Origin of the sequence: Plantactinospora sp. ZYX-F-223 (genome assembly GCF_039649625.1) — a bacterium.
Taxonomy (GTDB): domain Bacteria; phylum Actinomycetota; class Actinomycetes; order Mycobacteriales; family Micromonosporaceae; genus Plantactinospora.
In genome coordinates this window covers 103,480-120,969 of sequence record NZ_JBDJAV010000030.1, presented here as the reverse complement: position 1 = coordinate 120,969, position 17,490 = coordinate 103,480, and the positions used below count along the sequence as shown (strand labels likewise).

12 protein-coding genes and 2 tRNA genes are annotated in these 17,490 nt (G+C 70.5%); 7 read left to right on the top strand and 7 right to left on the bottom strand.

Going from position 1 to position 17,490, the window contains the following annotated elements; all coding sequences use genetic code 11:
* Nucleotides 1-64: 64 nt before the first annotated feature.
* The gene (locus tag AAH979_RS28010) at nucleotides 65-619 is read right to left on the bottom strand and encodes a hypothetical protein (protein ID WP_346261110.1); all 555 of its coding nucleotides are present in this window, start codon (nucleotides 617-619) and stop codon (nucleotides 65-67) included.
* 590 nt (nucleotides 620-1,209) lie between these two features.
* Between AAH979_RS28010 and gyrB the strand changes: the two genes are divergently transcribed.
* The 7 genes from gyrB to AAH979_RS27975 all read left to right on the top strand — a co-directional run bounded on the left by gyrB (nucleotide 1,210) and on the right by AAH979_RS27975 (nucleotide 9,239).
* Nucleotides 1,210-3,153, top strand: a complete 1,944-nt coding sequence (gene gyrB, locus AAH979_RS28005) for a DNA topoisomerase (ATP-hydrolyzing) subunit B (RefSeq protein WP_346261109.1) — start codon at nucleotides 1,210-1,212, stop codon at nucleotides 3,151-3,153.
* 169 nt (nucleotides 3,154-3,322) lie between these two features.
* Nucleotides 3,323-7,108, top strand: a complete 3,786-nt coding sequence (gene gyrA, locus AAH979_RS28000) for an intein-containing DNA gyrase subunit A (RefSeq protein ID WP_346261108.1) — start codon at nucleotides 3,323-3,325, stop codon at nucleotides 7,106-7,108.
* Nucleotides 7,109-7,111: 3 nt separating this feature from the next.
* Entirely contained in the window at nucleotides 7,112-8,176 is a 1,065-nt protein-coding gene (locus AAH979_RS27995) for a DUF3566 domain-containing protein (RefSeq protein WP_346261107.1), read from the top strand.
* A gap of 169 nt (nucleotides 8,177-8,345) precedes the next feature.
* Nucleotides 8,346-8,419: transfer RNA gene (locus AAH979_RS27990), tRNA-Ile, on the top strand.
* 42 nt (nucleotides 8,420-8,461) lie between these two features.
* Entirely contained in the window at nucleotides 8,462-8,590 is a 129-nt protein-coding gene (locus AAH979_RS27985) for a DLW-39 family protein (RefSeq protein ID WP_234359542.1), read from the top strand.
* A gap of 44 nt (nucleotides 8,591-8,634) precedes the next feature.
* A tRNA-Ala gene (locus AAH979_RS27980) sits at nucleotides 8,635-8,710 on the top strand.
* Nucleotides 8,711-8,981: 271 nt separating this feature from the next.
* Nucleotides 8,982-9,239 (top strand): hypothetical protein, encoded by a 258-nt coding sequence (locus AAH979_RS27975; RefSeq protein WP_346261106.1) that lies wholly within the window; start codon nucleotides 8,982-8,984, stop codon nucleotides 9,237-9,239.
* Nucleotides 9,240-9,254: 15 nt separating this feature from the next.
* Here AAH979_RS27975 and AAH979_RS27970 read toward each other — a convergent pair whose 3' ends face one another.
* The 6 genes from AAH979_RS27970 to AAH979_RS27945 all read right to left on the bottom strand — a co-directional run bounded on the left by AAH979_RS27970 (nucleotide 9,255) and on the right by AAH979_RS27945 (nucleotide 17,024).
* Nucleotides 9,255-9,887 carry a maleylpyruvate isomerase family mycothiol-dependent enzyme gene (locus AAH979_RS27970; protein ID WP_346261105.1) on the bottom strand — a complete coding sequence of 211 codons (633 nt, stop codon included), beginning with the start codon at nucleotides 9,885-9,887 and terminating at the stop codon, nucleotides 9,255-9,257.
* A 105-nt stretch (nucleotides 9,888-9,992) separates the two neighbouring features.
* Nucleotides 9,993-11,246, bottom strand: a complete 1,254-nt coding sequence (locus tag AAH979_RS27965) for a sigma-70 family RNA polymerase sigma factor (protein WP_346261104.1) — start codon at nucleotides 11,244-11,246, stop codon at nucleotides 9,993-9,995.
* 15 nt (nucleotides 11,247-11,261) lie between these two features.
* Nucleotides 11,262-11,660, bottom strand: coding sequence for a YciI family protein (locus AAH979_RS27960; protein ID WP_346261103.1), 399 nt, complete (start codon nucleotides 11,658-11,660; stop codon nucleotides 11,262-11,264).
* Between the two features lie 135 nt (nucleotides 11,661-11,795).
* Nucleotides 11,796-13,541: a protein kinase gene (locus AAH979_RS27955; protein ID WP_346261102.1), complete on the bottom strand. Its 1,746-nt coding sequence runs from the start codon at nucleotides 13,539-13,541 to the stop codon at nucleotides 11,796-11,798.
* A 73-nt stretch (nucleotides 13,542-13,614) separates the two neighbouring features.
* Complete coding sequence (locus tag AAH979_RS27950) at nucleotides 13,615-14,592, bottom strand: aldo/keto reductase (protein ID WP_346261101.1); 978 nt, start codon at nucleotides 14,590-14,592, stop codon at nucleotides 13,615-13,617.
* Nucleotides 14,593-15,110: 518 nt separating this feature from the next.
* Nucleotides 15,111-17,024 carry a PPC domain-containing protein gene (locus AAH979_RS27945; RefSeq protein WP_346261100.1) on the bottom strand — a complete coding sequence of 638 codons (1,914 nt, stop codon included), beginning with the start codon at nucleotides 17,022-17,024 and terminating at the stop codon, nucleotides 15,111-15,113.
* Between the last annotated feature and the right edge of the window lie 466 nt (nucleotides 17,025-17,490).

Below are 17,490 nucleotides of genomic sequence, written 5' to 3'. Positions count from 1 at the left end.
AGGCGGGAGCCGGTTCAGGCGGGAGCCGGTTCAGGCGGGAGCCGGTTCAGGCGGGAGGCGTCGGTCAGGAGTCGGCGTAGACGGCGAAGCCGCGTTCGGCGCACCGGCGGTAGAAACCGGCCAGTACGCCCAGTTCGGAGCGGGAGAAGCTCCACTGCGGCGGCGCACCGGACTCGTCGCGCAGCGCGTCGAGCCGGCTGTCCAGCCAGCGCAGTTGCTGTTCGGCCAGCCGGCCGCCGGCCAGCGCGGCCCGCAGTACGGCGCTGACCGTGTCGAAGGTCACCGAGTCGCCGTACTCCCGGTGCCCGTCCACGAAGCGCTCCAGGCCGCCGGCGATCCAGGCGCAGCCGTCCGGGTCGATCACCGGGTCCTCGTCCTCGGCCGCGGCCTCGGTGGCGTAGAGCACCCCGTCCAGCCCGAGCAGCAGGTCGACCAGTTCGGTGTAGGCGGTCGCCCGGACCGAACCGTTCTTGGCGATGTATCCGGCGAGGGCCGCGGTCGGGGCGGCCACCTCGGGCGAGTCGGCCAGCTCGCCGAAGTCGACGAACTCGGCCGGGGCGACCGGGTCGTAGAAGCGGCCGGTCCGCGGCCAGCGCACCGCGACGTTGTCCAGCCCCATCGGGCGTCACCTCTCCATGCACCTGACGAAACCGGTCGTTGGGACCGTCCGATGCGCTTACCGGGCATCCTGGCCACGGAGCTTACTTCCGGCGTCGCCAAGTTACGGCACCGCTCACCCTCCGCGCGACCCCCCGGGTCGGCGTGCGCCGAACGTCCGGTCCGAGATGGCTCCGGCTGGGCGGGGACGACCACGCTGGGAGGTGTCGGCCGGCGAGGGTACGGCGATGCCGGAAACGCCCCCGATTCGATCTCAGGCGTGTGGGGGGAGTCGTGGGCGAGGGGGTACGGCCGCCTACGAGGTTCTCAGGGCGCCGCGCAGGGGTGCCGCATACCCAATATGTCATCTGGGCACAGTAAGATTGATAGCGAGACGACGACACGGTGTGGAGCGGAGACCGGGCCCGGGGTGGTCCGGCCGGCACCGCACCGGGTCCGAGCCGATCGCGATCCGTGGGCAGCCGCGGCGACCGGCGCGTTCGACCGTACCCGGAATTCCTCGTGGTGCCGGCCCGCGCGCCTGTCGTGGGCCGCCCACCAAACCCGCGCTCCCGCGCCGCACGGCGCGGACCGCGCGAGAAAGTAGCCAAGGTGGCAGCGCAGAAGAAGCAGGAGTACGGCGCCGAGTCGATCACCGTTCTGGAGGGCCTGGAGGCCGTTCGCAAGCGGCCCGGTATGTACATCGGATCGACCGGTGAGCGCGGTCTGCACCACCTTGTCCAGGAGGTCGTGGACAACGCCGTGGACGAGGCGATGGCCGGCTACTGCGACACCATCGAGGTGGTGCTGCTCGCCGACGGCGGCGTCCGGGTCACCGACAACGGGCGGGGTTTCCCGGTCGACCTGCACCCGAAGCTCAAGAAGCCGGGTGTCGAGGTGGCGCTGACCGTGCTGCACGCGGGCGGCAAGTTCGACGGCAAGGCGTACGCGGTCTCCGGCGGCCTGCACGGCGTCGGCGTCTCGGTGGTCAACGCGCTCTCCACCCGGATGTTCGTGGAGATCCACAAGGACGGCTACGTCTGGCGCCAGAGCTACACCAACTCCAAGCCGTCACCGCTGGAGAAGGGCGAGACCACCAACACCAGTGGTTCGGCGGTCTCCTTCTGGCCCGACGCGGACGTCTTCGAGACCGTCGACTTTTCCTTTGAGACCATCTACCGGCGGCTCCAGGAGATGGCCTTCCTCAACCGGGGGCTGACCATCCAGCTCCGCGACGAGCGGGTGCGGGAGGAGGACGGCAAGCCGCGCGAGGTGACCTTCTGCTACAAGGGCGGCATCGCCGACTTCGTCCGGCACCTCAACGCCTCGAAGAACCCGATCCACAAGACCGTGGTCGAGTTCGGCGCGGAGGAGGACGGCATGGCGGTCGAGATCGCCATGCAGTGGAACGAGTCGTACGGCGAGTCGGTCTACACCTTCGCCAACACCATCAACACGCACGAGGGCGGCACCCACGAGGAGGGCTTCCGGTCCGCACTGACCAGCGTGGTCAACCGGTACGGCACGGACAAGAAGCTGCTCAAGAGCGACGAGAAGCTCTCCGGCGAGGACATCCGGGAGGGGCTCGCGGCGATCATCTCGGTCAAGCTGACCAACCCGCAGTTCGAGGGGCAGACCAAGACCAAGCTCGGCAACACCCCGGTGAAGAGCTTCGTGCAGCGGGTCTGCAACGAGTGGCTGGTCGACTGGTTCGACCGGAACCCGGGCGAGGTCAAGCTGATCATCACCAAGGCGACCCAGGCGGCCCGGGCCCGGATCGCGGCGCAGCAGGCCCGCAAGCTGGCCCGGCGCAAGTCGCTGCTGGAGTCCGGCTCGATGCCGGGCAAGCTGGCCGACTGCCAGTCCACCGACCCGCGCGAGTCCGAGGTGTTCATCGTCGAGGGTGACTCGGCGGGCGGCTCGGCGAAGCAGGGCCGGGATCCGCGTACCCAGGCGATCCTGCCGATCCGGGGCAAGATCCTCAACGTGGAGAAGGCCCGGATCGACCGGGTGCTGAAGAACAACGAGGTCCAGGCGCTGATCACCGCGCTCGGTACCGGCATCCACGACGACTTCGACATCGAGAAGCTGCGCTATCACAAGATCGTGCTGATGGCCGATGCCGACGTCGACGGGCAGCACATCCAGACCCTGCTGCTGACCCTGCTGTTCCGGTTCATGCGGCCGCTGGTCGAGCTGGGCCACGTCTACCTGGCCGCACCGCCGCTCTACAAGATCAAGTGGAACCGGAAGGGCGACGACGCCCAGTACGCCTACTCCGACCGGGAGCGGGACGGGCTGATCGCGCTGCGGCAGCAGAAGAAGCCGAATGCCAAGCCGGACGACATCCAGCGGTTCAAGGGTCTGGGCGAGATGAACTACCCGGAGCTGTGGGAGACCACGATGAACCCGGCGACGCGTACGCTCCGCCAGGTCACCCTGGACGACGCCGCGACCGCCGACGAGCTGTTCAGCGTACTGATGGGCGAGGACGTGGAGGCGCGCCGCTCGTTCATCCAGCGCAACGCCAAGGACGTCCGTTTCCTCGACATCTAGTGGCGGTACGGCGGCTCCCGGCACCGGCCGGACCGGCCGGGTCGAGATCTCCGACCCGGCCGAACGGCCGACCGGGACCCGCCGTTCCACACAGTTATCCACAGCTTCCACGGTTTCCACAGCCGTTATCCACAGCGGAATGCGGCTTTGAGTCTGATAAGGGTTGACAGTGACGGATACTCCCGAGTCCTCCGCTAACGAGCCGGAGCAGGAAGCGGCCGCCAGCGCGGTCGCTCAGCACGACCGGATCGAACCGGTCGGGCTCGAGGTGGAGATGCAGCGCTCCTACCTCGACTACGCGATGAGCGTGATCGTCGGGCGGGCGCTGCCGGACGTACGGGACGGGTTGAAGCCCGTACACCGGAAGATCCTCTACGCCATGTTCGACTCCGGTTACCGGCCCGACCGGGGGTACGTGAAGTGTTCCCGGGTGGTCGGCGACGTGATGGGTCAGTTCCACCCGCACGGCGACTCGGCGATCTACGACGCGCTGGTCCGGATGGCCCAGACCTGGTCGCTGCGCTACCCGCTGGTCGACGGCAACGGCAACTTCGGATCGCCGGGTAACGATCCGGCTGCGGCGATGAGGTACTGCATCACCGGCGATGTCCGGGTTCGTACCGCCGACGGTACCGTCCGGATCGACCAGATCGTCCCCGACGCGGCGTCCAGCTGCGAGGCCGACATCGACCTCAAGGTCCGGGACCGCAACGGCGACCTGGTCCGGGCCTCGAAGTTCTTCCACTCGGGCGAGCACCCGACGCTGCGGATGCGCACCCGCGAGGGCTACGAACTGACCGGTACGCACAACCACCCGGTGCTCTGCCTGGTGCAGGTCGCCGGGGTGCCGACCCTGCTCTGGAAGCTGCTCGCCGAGGTCCGCCCCGGCGACCGGGTGGTGTTGCAGCGGACGGTTCCGGACGAGATCGGCTACCCGATGCTGGAGCACGTCGAGGCGGCGACCCTGGCCGGCGCCTTTGTCAGCGAGGGCTGGGTCTCGGCCGGGCGGGCCGGGTTCAACAACGTCGACCGGGAGTTCTTCGTCCGGGTGCTCGCCGCCTACGACCTCGCGGTCGGCGGTCCCCGGTACGTCTCCGAGCGAGTGATCGCCTCCGGCAGCGTTCTGCATGAACTCGACGTGCGGGATCTCACCGAGCTGCGCAAGAGCCTGCTCGGCGATCTGGTCGGGGCGCGGAGCGCGGCGAAGTTCGTGCCGGAGTTCGTCTGGCAGGGGCCGGCGGCGGTCAAGCGGGCGTTCCTGCAAGCGCTTTTCGAGGGCGACGGCTCGTCCTCGCTGCTGCCCCGCAACACCATCCAGATCTCGTACTCCACCCGGAGCGAGCGCCTGGCCCGCGAGGTCCAGCAACTGCTGCTGGAGTTCGGCGTGGTCAGCCGGCAGTGCCGGTACGACACCGGCGAGATCAAGGTCGTGGTGACCAACCGTCGGGACGCCCGGCTGTTCGCGCAGCGGGTCGGCTTCCTCGGCCGCAAGCGGGCGAAGCTGGAGTCGGAACTCGGCACGGTCCCGGTGACCAGCACGGCGCTCTCCGGTGACCACGTGCCGTACGTTGGCGACTTCATCCGGGAGCACGGCGCGCAGCGCTGGACCGAGCGGGACTGGCTGCGCCGGCACAACGTCGACCGGATCGAGCGCTGGGAGCGGGACCGCGCCGAGATCGCGGCCCGGATCACCGACCAGGAGGTACTGGACGTCGTCGAGCCGCTGGTCGACGGCCGGTTCTACTACGCCGAGGTCGCGGACGTGACCGACGCGGGCGTGCAGCCGGTCTACAGCCTGCGAGTCGACACCGACGACCACTCCTTCGTCAGCGACGGGTTTGTCAGCCACAACACTGAGTGCAAGCTTGACCCGCTGGCCATGGAGATGCTCCGGGACATCGACGAGGACACCGTCGACTTCCAGGACAACTACGACGGCCGGGCCAAGGAGCCGACGATCCTGCCGTCCCGGATCCCCAACCTGCTGGTGAACGGTTCCGAGGGCATCGCGGTCGGCATGGCCACCAAGATCCCGCCGCACAACCTGCGGGAGATCGCCGACGCGGTGCAGTGGTGCCTGGAGCACCCGGACGACGACGAGGCCACCACGCTCGACGCGCTGATCGGGATCGTGAAGGGGCCGGACTTCCCGACGCACGGGCTGATCGTGGGGACCACCCCGATCCAGGACGCGTACCGGACCGGGCGCGGCTCGATCCGGATGCGCGCGGTGGTGGAGGTCGAGGAGGACAAGAAGGGCCGGACGAGCCTCGTCGTCACCGAGCTGCCGTACCAGGTCAACCCCGACAACCTGGCCGAGCGGATCGCCGAGCTGATCAAGGAGGGCAAGCTCGCCGGGATCGCCGACATCCGGGACGAGTCCTCCGGGCGTACCGGTATGCGGATCGTGCTGGTGCTCAAGCGGGACGCGGTCGCGAAGGTGGTGCTGAACAACCTCTACAAGCACACCCAGCTTCAGGAGACTTTCGGCGCCAACATGCTGGCCCTGGTCGACGGGGTGCCGCGCACGCTCAACCTGGCCCAGTTCATCCGGCACTACGTGGGCCACCAGATCGACGTGATCCGGCGGCGGACGGCGTACCGGTTGCGCAAGGCCGAGGAGCGGGCGCACATCCTGCGGGGTCTGGTCAAGGCGCTGGACGCGCTCGACGAGGTCATCGCCTTGATCCGGCGGTCACCGACGGTGGAGGAGGCCCGGCAGGGCCTGATCCAGCTCCTCGACATCGACGAGGTGCAGGCCACCGCGATCCTGGACATGCAGCTCCGCCGGCTCGCCGCGCTGGAGCGTCAGAAGATCATCGACGAACTGGCCAAAATCGAGCTGGAGATCGCCGACCTCAAGGACATCCTGGCCAAGCCGGAGCGGCAGCGGAAGATCATCTCCGAGGAGCTCGGCGAGATCGTGGCCAAGTGGGGCGACGAACGGCGGACCAAGATCGTGCCCTTCGAGGGCGAGGTCTCGATGGAGGACCTGATCGCCCGCGAGGACGTGGTGGTCACCATTACCCGGACCGGGTACGCCAAGCGGACCAAGGTCGACCTCTACCGCTCGCAGCGCCGGGGCGGCAAGGGGGTCAGTGGCGCGACGCTGCGTCAGGACGATATCGTCAGCAACTTCTTCGTCTGCTCCACGCACGACTGGATGCTCTTCTTCACCAATAAGGGGAGGGTCTACCGAGCCAAGGCGTACGAGTTGCCGGAGGCCAGTAGGGTGGCGAGAGGCCAGCACGTGGCCAATCTGCTCGCCTTCCAGCCCGACGAGCAGATCGCCCAGGTGATCGAGATCCCGGACTACCAGGTCGCACCGTACCTGGTCCTGGCCACCAGGAACGGTCTGGTGAAGAAGACGAGGTTGGAGGAGTTCGATTCCAACCGCTCCGGCGGCATCATCGCGATCAACCTCCGCGACGAGGACGAGCTGGTCGGAGCGGCGCTGGCGGGACCCGGGGACGACCTCCTGCTGGTGTCCAAGAAGGCGCAGGCGATCCGGTTCAACGCCACCGATGAGGCGCTCCGGCCGATGGGACGGGCCACCTCCGGCGTGATCGGGATGCGATTCACCGACGACGACGTGCTGCTGGCGATGGAGGTGGTCCGCGAGGGCATGGATCTGGATGTCCTCGTGGCGACGAACGGGGGTTACGCGAAACGTACCCCGATCGAGGAATACCCCGTGCAGGGTAGGGGAGGTAAAGGGGTGCTGACCGCGAAGATCACAGAGCGCCGCGGCGGTCTGGTCGGCGCGGTCGTCATCAGCCCGGACGACGAGCTGTTTGCCATCACCAGCAACGGCGGCGTGATCCGGACTCCGGTGAAGCCTGTACGCCGAACGCGTGACCGGAACACAATGGGGGTCAAACTGATGGACCTACCAGACGGCGTGACTATTGTGGCGATTGCTCGCAATGCCGACGAGCCTGACGAACAGGACTAGTTGATGACGGAGACACAGGCGAAGTCGGGGGCTGCGGGGACCTCGACCAACCCGGTCGACGAGGAGGCCGCCGCGGGCGGTGCACCAGCGACCGGCCGCGCGGCCGTCGGCCGGGCGATGGTCAGCGCCGACACGCCGTCCCCCAAGTTCACCCGGGCGCCGGGCATGCCGCCGCCACCCGACCAGCTGCCCGAGGAGTCGACCACGCCGTCGGCCGGGGCGGCCGAGGACGGAGAACCGGTGTCTGCCACGACGGAAGCCGCGACTGCCGCGACGTCTCCGGCGGCGACCGCCGCGGCTTCCCGAGGCAGTTCCGGGGTGAACCGCTCCGATCAGGCGGGCAACAGCGATGCGACCGTGACGAGCCGGCTGGACCAGCCCGGCGAGGCGGTCCGTACCGAGCGGATTCCCGGCCGGACCGACCGGCCGGGCTCCTCCGGTGCCGCCCCCGGCGCCGAGGCGACCCAGCCGATCTCCGGCGGCGCACCGCAGGGCGCGTTCCGGCCGGGTCGGGCCGGTGGGAGTGCCCAGACAACACCGGGCACCGGCCGGTTCGGCCTCGGCGGCGCGGCGGCGCGTACCGCGACCGGAGCCGCGGGCGCGGGTGCGCCCGGTGGCGCCGGCGCGGTCGGTGCGGCCCGGGTGACCGAGGCGGTCCGCGCCGCCCGCAGTACGGTCAGCTCCGCCGCCTCGCGTGGTCCCCGTCGGGCCCGGCTGAACCTCAAGCGGATCGACCCGTGGTCCGTGATGAAGTTCTCGTTCGCGGTCTCGCTGGTGCTGTTCATCGTGGTGATCGTCGCGACCTCCGTGCTCTACCTGGCGCTCGACGCGATGGGCGTCTTCGACAGCGTGAACGGCACGTTGACCGACATGATCAGCGCGAGTGGCGGGCAGGGCACCGGCGACACCTTCCAGATCACGGCCAAGGGCGTCATCCTTACCTCCGGTCTGATCGGGCTGGTGAACGTGGTGCTGTTCACCGCGCTCGCCACCCTCGGCGCGTTCATCTACAACGTCTGCGCCGACCTGGTCGGCGGCGTCGAGCTGACCCTCGCCGAGCGCGACTGAACGGTCGACAGCAGCTTCGCCGATGCCGGGGCGCCGCAAAGCGGTGGCCCCGGCATTCGCCGTTCCGGTACGGTCTGCGTCGTAGCTGGTACGACGGCTCGGGTCGGCGAACCGCCGCCCCGAGTTGGGATCGGCACCGGAGGTACGGTAACCTTGCTCGTCGCAACGGGGGGCTATAGCTCAGTCGGTTAGAGCGCAGAGCTGATAACTCTGAGGTCGATGGTTCGATTCCATCTAGCCCCACTTCATACCGTCCGACGGCTCGTCGAGCGTGAGGATACGTCCATGTTGAAGAAGATCCTGCTCGTTGTCGGCGTGGTGGGCGTCGCGGCCCTCGTCTACAAGAAGGTCAGGGAATCCAACGACGAGCGCGCCCTCTGGCACGAGGCCACCACCGCACCCGACCTGAGGTAGGGCGTCGACTGGACTGCCATCCCCGGGACGGCATCGTCCCGCCCGGGGCCGTAGCTCAACTGGCAGAGCACTGCCTTTGCAAGGCAGGGGTTAGGGGTTCGAGTCCCCTCGGCTCCACCAGCACGAATACCTGTCGACCTCGGTCCGGGTACGGCCATCTGCACAGCTCGTCTTCGCCAGGCGGAAGTGAACCAGTCCGCGCTCGGCGCGCTGTGGCGCCTGGGACCGGCATCGGTCAGCCGCCGAGCACACTGAGGTTGGCTGCCGGTGGCTGCCGAAAGAATCAACCACGGTGGTCGCCCTGGTACACGATGGGTTCATGACGGAATGTCGGCACTGCGGGTGGTCGGTCCCGCTCCGGCGGATGGCTGGGATCGGTGGCCCTACGGCGATGGCCCGTAGGAGGTCCGCCCTCGGCGCTGCCAGCCTCGGCGCATCAGCTGTCGGCGCGCTCGCCGTCGGCGCCGTCGCCGTCGGTGCGCTGGCCATCGGCCGGTTGGTGATCCGTCGCGCCGTCATGCGGGAGGTACGCCTCTACTCGGTACGAGTCGGCCGATTGGAGATCAACGATCTGGTTCTGGCACAGCAGGCGACCGGTACGCGTCCGATCGGGGAGTCCCCTGGTGACGTGGCTGCTCGGGCCGAGTAGACAAGAGCGCGCCGGCTATATGGTGGCGGCGATGCGTTCGGCGCCCCGGCCGGAGAGCGTGGCGAGGCCGGCGGCCCGCCCTGTGGCCAGCATGAGCAGGTCGGCGACGGGTCCGCGTACCTCGTCGGGGCCGTCGCCCGCCGACCAGTCCAGGTCGGTGGCGACCAGCCGGGTGCCCCGGAAGCGCTTGCGGGCACCGTAGAAAGAGCTGCGTCGGGCGTATTCGAGGCCGGCGAGCGCCGGCTCCAGCGGCATCGTCCGGACCCGGCCGAGTGGCCGGGCAATGTCCTGGCCGTGCACCAGCGCGTCGACGAGCGGATCCAGCGGCCCCGACCCGGGAGAACGCCGGCGGGAGCGGGCACTCTCCCGGAACTGGGCGACGAGTTCGGCGGGCCCGAACCGGGCGGCCCGCTCGCGCGCCATCCTGGCCTCCATCCTGTTGAAGCTGCCGCCCGAGCTGATCACGCCGACCAGGAGGTCACGGACGCTGGTCCGGGTGGAGAGCGTCAGGTGCGCCACCACGTCATGCACCGTCCAATCCGGGCAGAGCGAGGTCACCCGCCACTCGTGCTCGTCGAGTCCGTCGAGGAAGTCGGCGAGGCTGAGCCGTTCCGCGACCGTCCACTCGAAGATCTTTTCCGGGTCCATCCGCCACTTCCCCCCTCGGGGCGTACGCCTTTCGCAGAGGTCGGAGCGGTCCGTCCCGGCTCGACATGCCGCACGAACCAAATCACCGGAATCTCCGGCCGGGCACTACCGGCCGTCCGGGGTCAGCCGGGCCGCCCGGTTCTGGAGGTACTCCTGTTCGGGCAGGCTGGTGGTCAGCCGGGCGGCGGTCAGATAGCAGCTCCGGGCGCCCTCGCGGTCACCGGCCAGCTCCAGCAGGTGGGCCCGGACCGCGTGCAGCCGGTGGTGCCGGGCCACCCGATTGTCGGCGTCGAGCGGTGCGAGGAGAGCCAGTCCGGCCTGCGGACCCTGGGCCATCGCCGCCGCCACGGCGTGGTTGAGCGTCACCATCGGGTTCGGCGCCAGGCGTTCGAGGAGCTGGTAGAGCGCGAGGATCTGCCGCCAGTCGGTCTCCTCGGCCCGGTCCGCCTCAGCGTGTACGGCGGCGATCGCGGCCTGGAGCTGGTACGGCCCGAGCGGCGCACGGGAGAGCGTACGCGTGATCAGCGCGACCCCCTCGTCGACGTACGCCCGGTTCCACCTGCTCCGATCCTGCTCGGCCAGCGGCACCAGGCCGCCGTCCGGACGGGTACGCGCCGGGCGCCGCGCGTCGGTGAGCAGCATCAGCGCGAGGAGCCCGGCGGCCTCGCCGTCGTCGGGCCGGATCCGGGTGACGGTCCGGGTGAGCCGGATCGCCTCGGCGGCCAGGTCGGCACGGTGCACCTCCGGTCCGGCCGTGGCGGTGTAGCCCTCGTTGAAGATGAGATACAGCACGTGCAGCACCGCCCGGAACCGTTCCGTCCGCTCCGCCTCCGGCGGTGGGTGGAACCGGCCCCCGGCTGCCCTGATCCGCTGCTTGGCGCGGCTGATCCGCTGCGCCATGGTCGCCTCGGGGACGAGGAACGCCCGGGCGATCTCGGCGGTGGTCAGCCCGCCGACGGCCCGCAGGGTCAGCGCGATCTGGGAGGCCGGGGTGAGGCTGGGATGGCAGCAGAGCACCAGCAGGGTCAGCGTGTCGTCCGCACCCCGGAGGTCGGCGGCGTCGGCGGCGGGCGCGAACAGCTCGTCCGGCACGGACCGGGCCGCGACCGTCGCCTCCCGGCGCCGGCGGGCCAGCTCGCTGCGCAGCTCGTCGGTCAGCCGGCGCGAGGCGACCCGAATCAGCCAACCCAGCGGACTCTCCGGTACCCCGGTGCCGGGCCACTGTGTCGCGGCGGCCAGCAGCGCCTCCTGGACGGCGTCCTCGGCGGCCTCGAAGTTCCCGTAGTGCCGGACCAGCGCGGCCAGGGCCCGCGGCGCCAGCCGGCGCAGCAGGTCCTCGGTGCCGTTCTCGGGCCGCACGGCCGGGTCAGGTCCTCACATCTCCTGGCCGGACCGCTCCATGATCGCGCGTACCTCCACGGCGCCGCCGAACCGGGTGTCAGGGAACCGGGCGGCGATCTCCGTCGCCCGTTCCAGGCTCTCGCAGTCGACGATGAAGTACCCGGCGAACTGCTCCTTGGCCTCGACGAACGGACCGTCGGTGACCGCCGGTACGCCGTCGCGTACCCGGACGGTCCGGGTCTGGGCGGGGTCTGGCAGCGCCTCGGCGCCCACCAGCTCACCGGACTCGTGGATCTCCGTGAGCAGCGTCTCGAACTGTCGGGACAGCTCGGCCCGCTCCTCGGGCGACATCGCCAGCGCCTCCGCGGTACGCAGGAAGGTCGGATGCCCCCAGTTCTGCGGGTTGGCGTGGATCAGCAGCATGTACTTCATCCTCGACTCCTCACCTCACAGCCGACCCGGCCACCCGGCCCGAGGTCGGCCACCTTCACCCCCGGAGATCGGAGCGGAGCGCCCGGCCTCGACAATTCTGGCCGATCGGGGTCGGCGGAGTCGGTACGACCGATCTCAGTCGCAGTGCTCGAAGGGACTGTGGTAGCTGACCCCGCCGGCCGACCCGCCCCACCTGACGCAGGTTCCGGCCGCCTTGGCCCGTACCGGGCCCGCGTAGTACTCGTACGCGCCGCCGTCGGTGTGCCGGCTGCCGCCCTGCACCTCCAGGTACGCCAAGACCTGGCTCGCGGCGCCGACCGAACTGGTCTTGATGGCGACCGTGCAGTTGTTGCCGTTGCTGTTGTTGTAGAGCAGGTACACCCGGGCCAACTGGGCCCCGTTCGGGCCGTTCAGGGTCGCCGAGTCGATGATCTCGTACCCGCTGCCGCAGACCTTGCCCGGGGTGTGCGGGTTCTTCTCCGGCTCCGGACGGGTGGCACCGGGCTTCGGGTCCGGCGCGCCGGCACCGCCCGGCTGACCGGGGCGGGCCGCCGCCGAGCGGTCCGGCCCGCCGGGTGTGCTCGCCGACGGGTTCGGCCCGGCGCTCGCGCTGGCCTGGGCCGCCGGCTCGGTCTCGTCGACCCCGGTCCCCGGGTCGCCGCTGGTCGACGTGCCGACCCGTACCCGGTTCTGCGGCCCCGCCGTCGACTCCTCCGGCCCGGGCTGCAGGACCAGCAGCGCGACCAGGCCGACCACCGCGACGGCGACGGTGGCCGCCACCCCGGCCAGTACGGCGGTGCGGCGCCGGTTGCCGCCGGTGGTCGCCGAGTCGACCGGGCCAGGCCGGACGGGCAGGGTCGGCCCGGTGTGCCCGGGCCCGCCCGGCCAGCCCGGCGGAAACGTCGACGGCGAAACCCCGGCCGGCGGCAGCGGTCCGGCTGGCAGCGGCATGGTGGACTGCGGACCGGAGGGCAGCGCCCCGGGCGGCGGCAGCGGCATGGTCGGCTGCGCGGGTGGGCCGGAGGGCAGCCGCACCGTCGAGGAGGACGAGACGGCGTGCCCGGCGGCGCGGGCGGCCTCGGCGAACGCCGCCGCACTCGGGTACCGGTCGGCCGGCTCCTTCGCCAGGGCCCGGTTGATCAGCATCGCCACCGGGGCCGGTACGTCCGGCGGCAGCGCCGGCGGCGCGTCCTGGAGGTGCTGGGTCACGATGTGCAGCGGGTTGCTGCCGGTGAACGGCGGCCGACCGGTCAGGCAGGAGTACGCGACCGCGCCGAGCGCGTACACGTCGGTCGCCGCCGAGACGGGGCGGCCGGCGATCTGCTCCGGGGCCATGTAGTGCGCCGAGCCCAGCACGATGTTGCTGGCGGTGATGCTGGTTACGTTCGCCGACCGGGCGACCCCGAAGTCGACCAGTACGACGGAACCGTCCGGCTGGACCAGCAGGTTGCTCGGCTTGACGTCCCGGTGCACGATGCTGGCCTGGTGCGCGACGTGCAGTGCCTGCGCGGCCTGGGTCAGCACGGAGAGGGTCTCGGCGACGCCCAGTCGGCCCAGCTCCCTGATCCGCTTCGACAGCGACGTCCCGTCGATGAACTCCATCACCAGGTAGTCCACCCGGCGGCCGTCGACCACCGCGTCCTCGCCGTAGTCGTAGACGCCGACGATGCCGGGGTGCCGCAGCGCGGCCATCAGCCGGGCCTCGGTGCGGAACCGGGTGATGAACTCGGTGTCCGAGACCAGCGCCGGCAGCAGCACCTTCACCGCGACCCGTCGCTTCAGCAGGGTGTCGGTGGCGGACCAGACGTCTCCCATGCCGCCGGTCGCGATCCGGTTGCCGAGCAGGTAGCGGTCGTTGAGCACGACTCCCGGAGACAGCATTCGATCACGGTACCGGTCGCCGGACGGCCGGTCCGGCGGCGGTTACCACCCGGCCCGACCGTCCGGCGACCGGTCAGAAGCCTTCCGGGGCGTGCGGTACGTAGTGCTCGCCGAGCCGGCGCAGTTCGTCCTCGCCGAGCGACAGGTCGACGGCAGCGACCGCGTCGGTGATGTGTTCCGGCTTCGTCGCCCCGACGATCGGGGCGGTCACCGCCGGCTGGTGCAGCAGCCAGGCGAGCGCCACCTGGGCCCGGGGAACCCCGAGCGCGCCGGCCACCTCGGCGACCGCGCCGACCACCCGCCGGTCGGCCTCCTCGGCCTGCTTGTAGAGGGTGCCGCCGAAGTTGTCCGTCTCGCTGCGGGCGGTGGTGACCTCCCAGTCCCGGGTCAGCCGGCCCCGGGCCAACGGGCTCCAGGGCAGCACCCCGACGCCCTGGTCGAGGCAGAACGGAAGCATCTCCCGCTCCTCCTCCCGCATGATCAGGTTGTACTGGTCCTGCATGGACACGAACCGGGTCCAGCCGTGCAGGTCGGCGGTGTACTGCGCCTGCGCGAACTGCCAGGTCCACATCGAGGAGGCGCCGAGATAGCGCACCTTGCCAGCCCGTACGAGGTCGTGCAGCGCCTCCATCGTCTCCTCGATCGGCACGTCCGGGTCGTACCGGTGGATCTGGTAGAGGTCGATGTAGTCGGTGCCGAGCCGGCGCAGGCTCTCGTCGACCTGGGTGAGGATCGCCGCCCGGGACAGCCCGCCGCCGTTCGGCCCCGGACCCATCCGGCCGTGCACCTTGGTGGCGATGACCACCTCGTCCCGCCGGGCGAACTCGCCGAGCAGCTTTCCGGTGATCTCCTCGCTGGTGCCGAGGGAGTAGACGTTGGCGGTGTCGAAGGTGGTGATCCCGGCCTCGATCGCCTGCCGGACGAACGGCCGCGCCTCGTCCAGCCCGACCGACCAGGGGTGGGTGCCGCGCTGCGGGTCGCCGAAGCTCATGCACCCGAGGACGACGCTCGACACTTCCAGTCCCGAGCCGCCCAGCCGTACGTACCGCATCAGTACTCCTCGCCTCGTCCGTGGTCGTGCGCGACGACCTCGGCACACCGCACCGGCGAGCCGTCGATCACCGGCTCCAGGCAACGTACCGGCGGGCGGGGCGACCGGGGAACCCGCGCGTGACCATGACGGCGGACACCATCATGACCGGCTCCGGAACGATACGGTCAGCCCTCCGGATCGCCGGCCGGCACCGGGAGCCGCTCCGTGCAGGCGGCGGCCCGCTCGCGCAGCAGGCTCCGCTCCCGGCCGTTGCGGGTCAGCGAGGCAGTCCGGCTGAACCCGGCCCGCGCCTCGGCGCCACGTCCGCCGGCCCGCCCGGCTCACCGCCGGTCGCCCGGCCGGTCGGGTACGCCGGTCAGTCCGGCTCGGCGACCTCCCGCACCTCGACCGTGGCCGGGAATTTCTCCGCCGGCCGTGCGCGCCGGGCGGATCCCCCCCCGGACAGCCGGCGGCCCCTCCCGGTCGGGTGTGACCGGGAGGGGCCGCCGGGAACGGTCGACGGTGCTAGTCGGCGCTCACCGGGTGACGCCGAAGACGATCCGGCTGAGGGTGTCCTCGGTGCCGGTGAAGCCCTCGCCCGGGTTGAAGGTGTCCTCGCCGAAGTCGACGTCGGGGTCGTCGGCGGTGCCGCCGACGCCGTCCGGGCCGACCCCGAACATGAGCGGGAAGTTGCCGCCCTGGTCCATCAGGTTGGCGTGGTCGTTGAACTGGTCGACGTGCCAGTCGCCGAAGAAGTGCCCGGCCTCGTGCGCGGTCACGTTGCCCACCGCCTGGCCGACGAAGCCGATCCGGTCACTGGCCCCGGTGAGGTACGTGTTCAGCGACGCATCGTCACCGGCCGGGTCGCTCAGCACGTCCAGCAGCACCAGGGCGGAGTCCTGGGTGCCGAAGTTGCCCGGGTCGATGAACTGGGCGATCCCGATGGTGGGTACGCCCGACTCGTCGATGCTGCCGCCGATGATGATCCGGCTGACGTTCGCCTGCCCGAACGGGTCCGCGTGGTCCCGGCTGTTCAGGATCCGGATGTCGAAGCGCTGGTTGAGACCACTTTCGATCATGTCCCGGCGAAGGTTCTCCCGGACCTCGGCGACGATCGCGTCGATCACCGCGTCCTCGTCGGCGGCGGTCAGCCCCCAGCGGCCGAGGAAGGCGCGCATCGGGCTGAGGGTGCGTACGCCCGGGCCGCCGAAGATGGCGGTGTTGATCCGCGCGCCGTCGAAGTCGAGGAAGAGCGTCTGCCGCGGCTGCTGCCCCGGCCGGTACGCCTCGACCGTGATGTCGTACATGCCGTCGCCGAGGTTGACGCCGACGTAGTGCCAGCCGGCCTCGTCGGCCACGTGCTCGGTGACCGCGTTTCCGCCGCCCGGGAGCGGGCTGTTCGGCGGATAGAGGGAGGACCCGTCCTGGTCGGAGCCGTGTACCTCGTGGCCCTCCGGGTCGTAGACCGTGATCTTGGCGGCCGAGCCCTCGACCGAGGCACCGAGTACGTCACCCGGCCGCAGCTTGACGGCGAAGAAGTCGGTGTCCTGCTCGGCGGTCCCGATGGTCACCTGGTACGGCCCCTCGCTGCCGGCACCCGCACCGCTGGCCGAGTCGAACGGGTCGTCCGGAATCGTCGGGAAGCCGACCACCGCCACGTAGTAGGTGCCGTCGGCGGCGAACTGGTGCACCAGCAGGCTGTCCAGTCCCTCCGGGCTGTCGTCGTTGAGCGCGAGCAACTCGCCCTCCGCGTCGTAGAGCAGCACGACCGAGTCGAGTTCGCCGGCCGGCGTGTCGATGTCGACCGTCAGGGTCCGGCCGGCGGTGCCGGTCACCTCGTAGAAGTCGAAGTCACCGCTGCCGCTGCCCGCACTGCCGTGCGGGCCGTCCCCGATCGCCGCCGTGGTGGTGACGGCCTGCTCGGCCGCACCGACCCCGGTCTCGCCGGCCAGCGGGATGGCGCCGTCGTCCTCCGGGTTCGGCTCGATCTCCGTCGCGTCCACTGCCTCCGGAGAGAGGGTGCCGAGGATCCGCAACCGGGGATTGTCCTTGCCGGCCGTACCGAATCCGGTGATCCGCTGCGCGGTGGCCGGGGTGTCGTTGCCGCCCCGGATGCCGGCCGGTTCCTCCTCGTCGGCCAGCACCGGCGCGGCGGCTACCGCCCGCTGCTGCGCCCGCAGCCCGGCCCGCTGGTCGCCCTGCTTCGCCAGCCAGTTCTTCCACCCGACGTAGTCCGCCTTGGCGGGATCCGGCAGCAGCGCGAGGAACGGGTTCGGCCCGGCCGGCCGCTTCGCGGCGCTCGGCTTCACCGTGGCGAGGCCGATGGGTGGGGCGCTGGTGGCAGCGCCGCTGGTGCGCTCGTCGGCACCCGGCCGGGCCTGGGCACCGGTGGGTGTCAACCCTGCGGCCACCAACGTTCCGGCGGCCAGAATGGCGATCGTTCGACGCATATGTCCCCCTCCGTCTGCCATCTCTTGGTGGCCCCCGCCACCGATGGCTACCGTGACGCTACTGATCTCGAAGGGAAATTAATAGAAGTAGCGACATATCTGAGTGTGTCGTCGTGTATCTCCGGGGTGTCGTTCCCACCTGTGGCGGTTCGTTGAGGATCAGCCGCTGTCACAGCTGGCGGGCGGGCGGTTGGATGCGACCAAGTGTTCGGCGCCTCTTGGGCCCAGCGGCACGCGGGTGCTGGCCAGTGTGGACAGCGGTTCGGCCGCGTACAGCTCGTGAGCCGGAGCCGGGTGCTGGTCAAATTGGGTGCCTGGGTGTAGAGCGGTGGCCAGCGGTCGGGGCACCGGCCGAAAACTGACCGGTACGCCGTCGACGCTGCGGATGTCGCACAGCGCGGCGAGGACCGCTTGCGCGATGATCTTCGCTTACCCGGCGATACGTTTGTGACCAGGCACGTTGTAC

What these genes read in the sequence shown, in the direction of transcription:
- AAH979_RS28010 (WP_346261110.1), bottom strand. Translation starts at nt 619, where the DNA reads ATGGGGCTGGACAACGTCGCGGTGCGCTGGCCGCGGACCGGCCGCTTC.
- AAH979_RS27995 (WP_346261107.1), top strand. Translation starts at nt 7,112, where the DNA reads ATGACGGAGACACAGGCGAAGTCGGGGGCTGCGGGGACCTCGACCAAC.
- AAH979_RS27985 (WP_234359542.1), top strand. Translation starts at nt 8,462, where the DNA reads ATGTTGAAGAAGATCCTGCTCGTTGTCGGCGTGGTGGGCGTCGCGGCC.
- AAH979_RS27975 (WP_346261106.1), top strand. Translation starts at nt 8,982, where the DNA reads ATGGCCCGTAGGAGGTCCGCCCTCGGCGCTGCCAGCCTCGGCGCATCA.
- AAH979_RS27970 (WP_346261105.1), bottom strand. Translation starts at nt 9,887, where the DNA reads ATGGACCCGGAAAAGATCTTCGAGTGGACGGTCGCGGAACGGCTCAGC.
- AAH979_RS27960 (WP_346261103.1), bottom strand. Translation starts at nt 11,660, where the DNA reads ATGAAGTACATGCTGCTGATCCACGCCAACCCGCAGAACTGGGGGCAT.
- AAH979_RS27955 (WP_346261102.1), bottom strand. Translation starts at nt 13,541, where the DNA reads ATGCTGTCTCCGGGAGTCGTGCTCAACGACCGCTACCTGCTCGGCAAC.
- AAH979_RS27950 (WP_346261101.1), bottom strand. Translation starts at nt 14,592, where the DNA reads ATGCGGTACGTACGGCTGGGCGGCTCGGGACTGGAAGTGTCGAGCGTC.
- AAH979_RS27945 (WP_346261100.1), bottom strand. Translation starts at nt 17,024, where the DNA reads ATGCGTCGAACGATCGCCATTCTGGCCGCCGGAACGTTGGTGGCCGCA.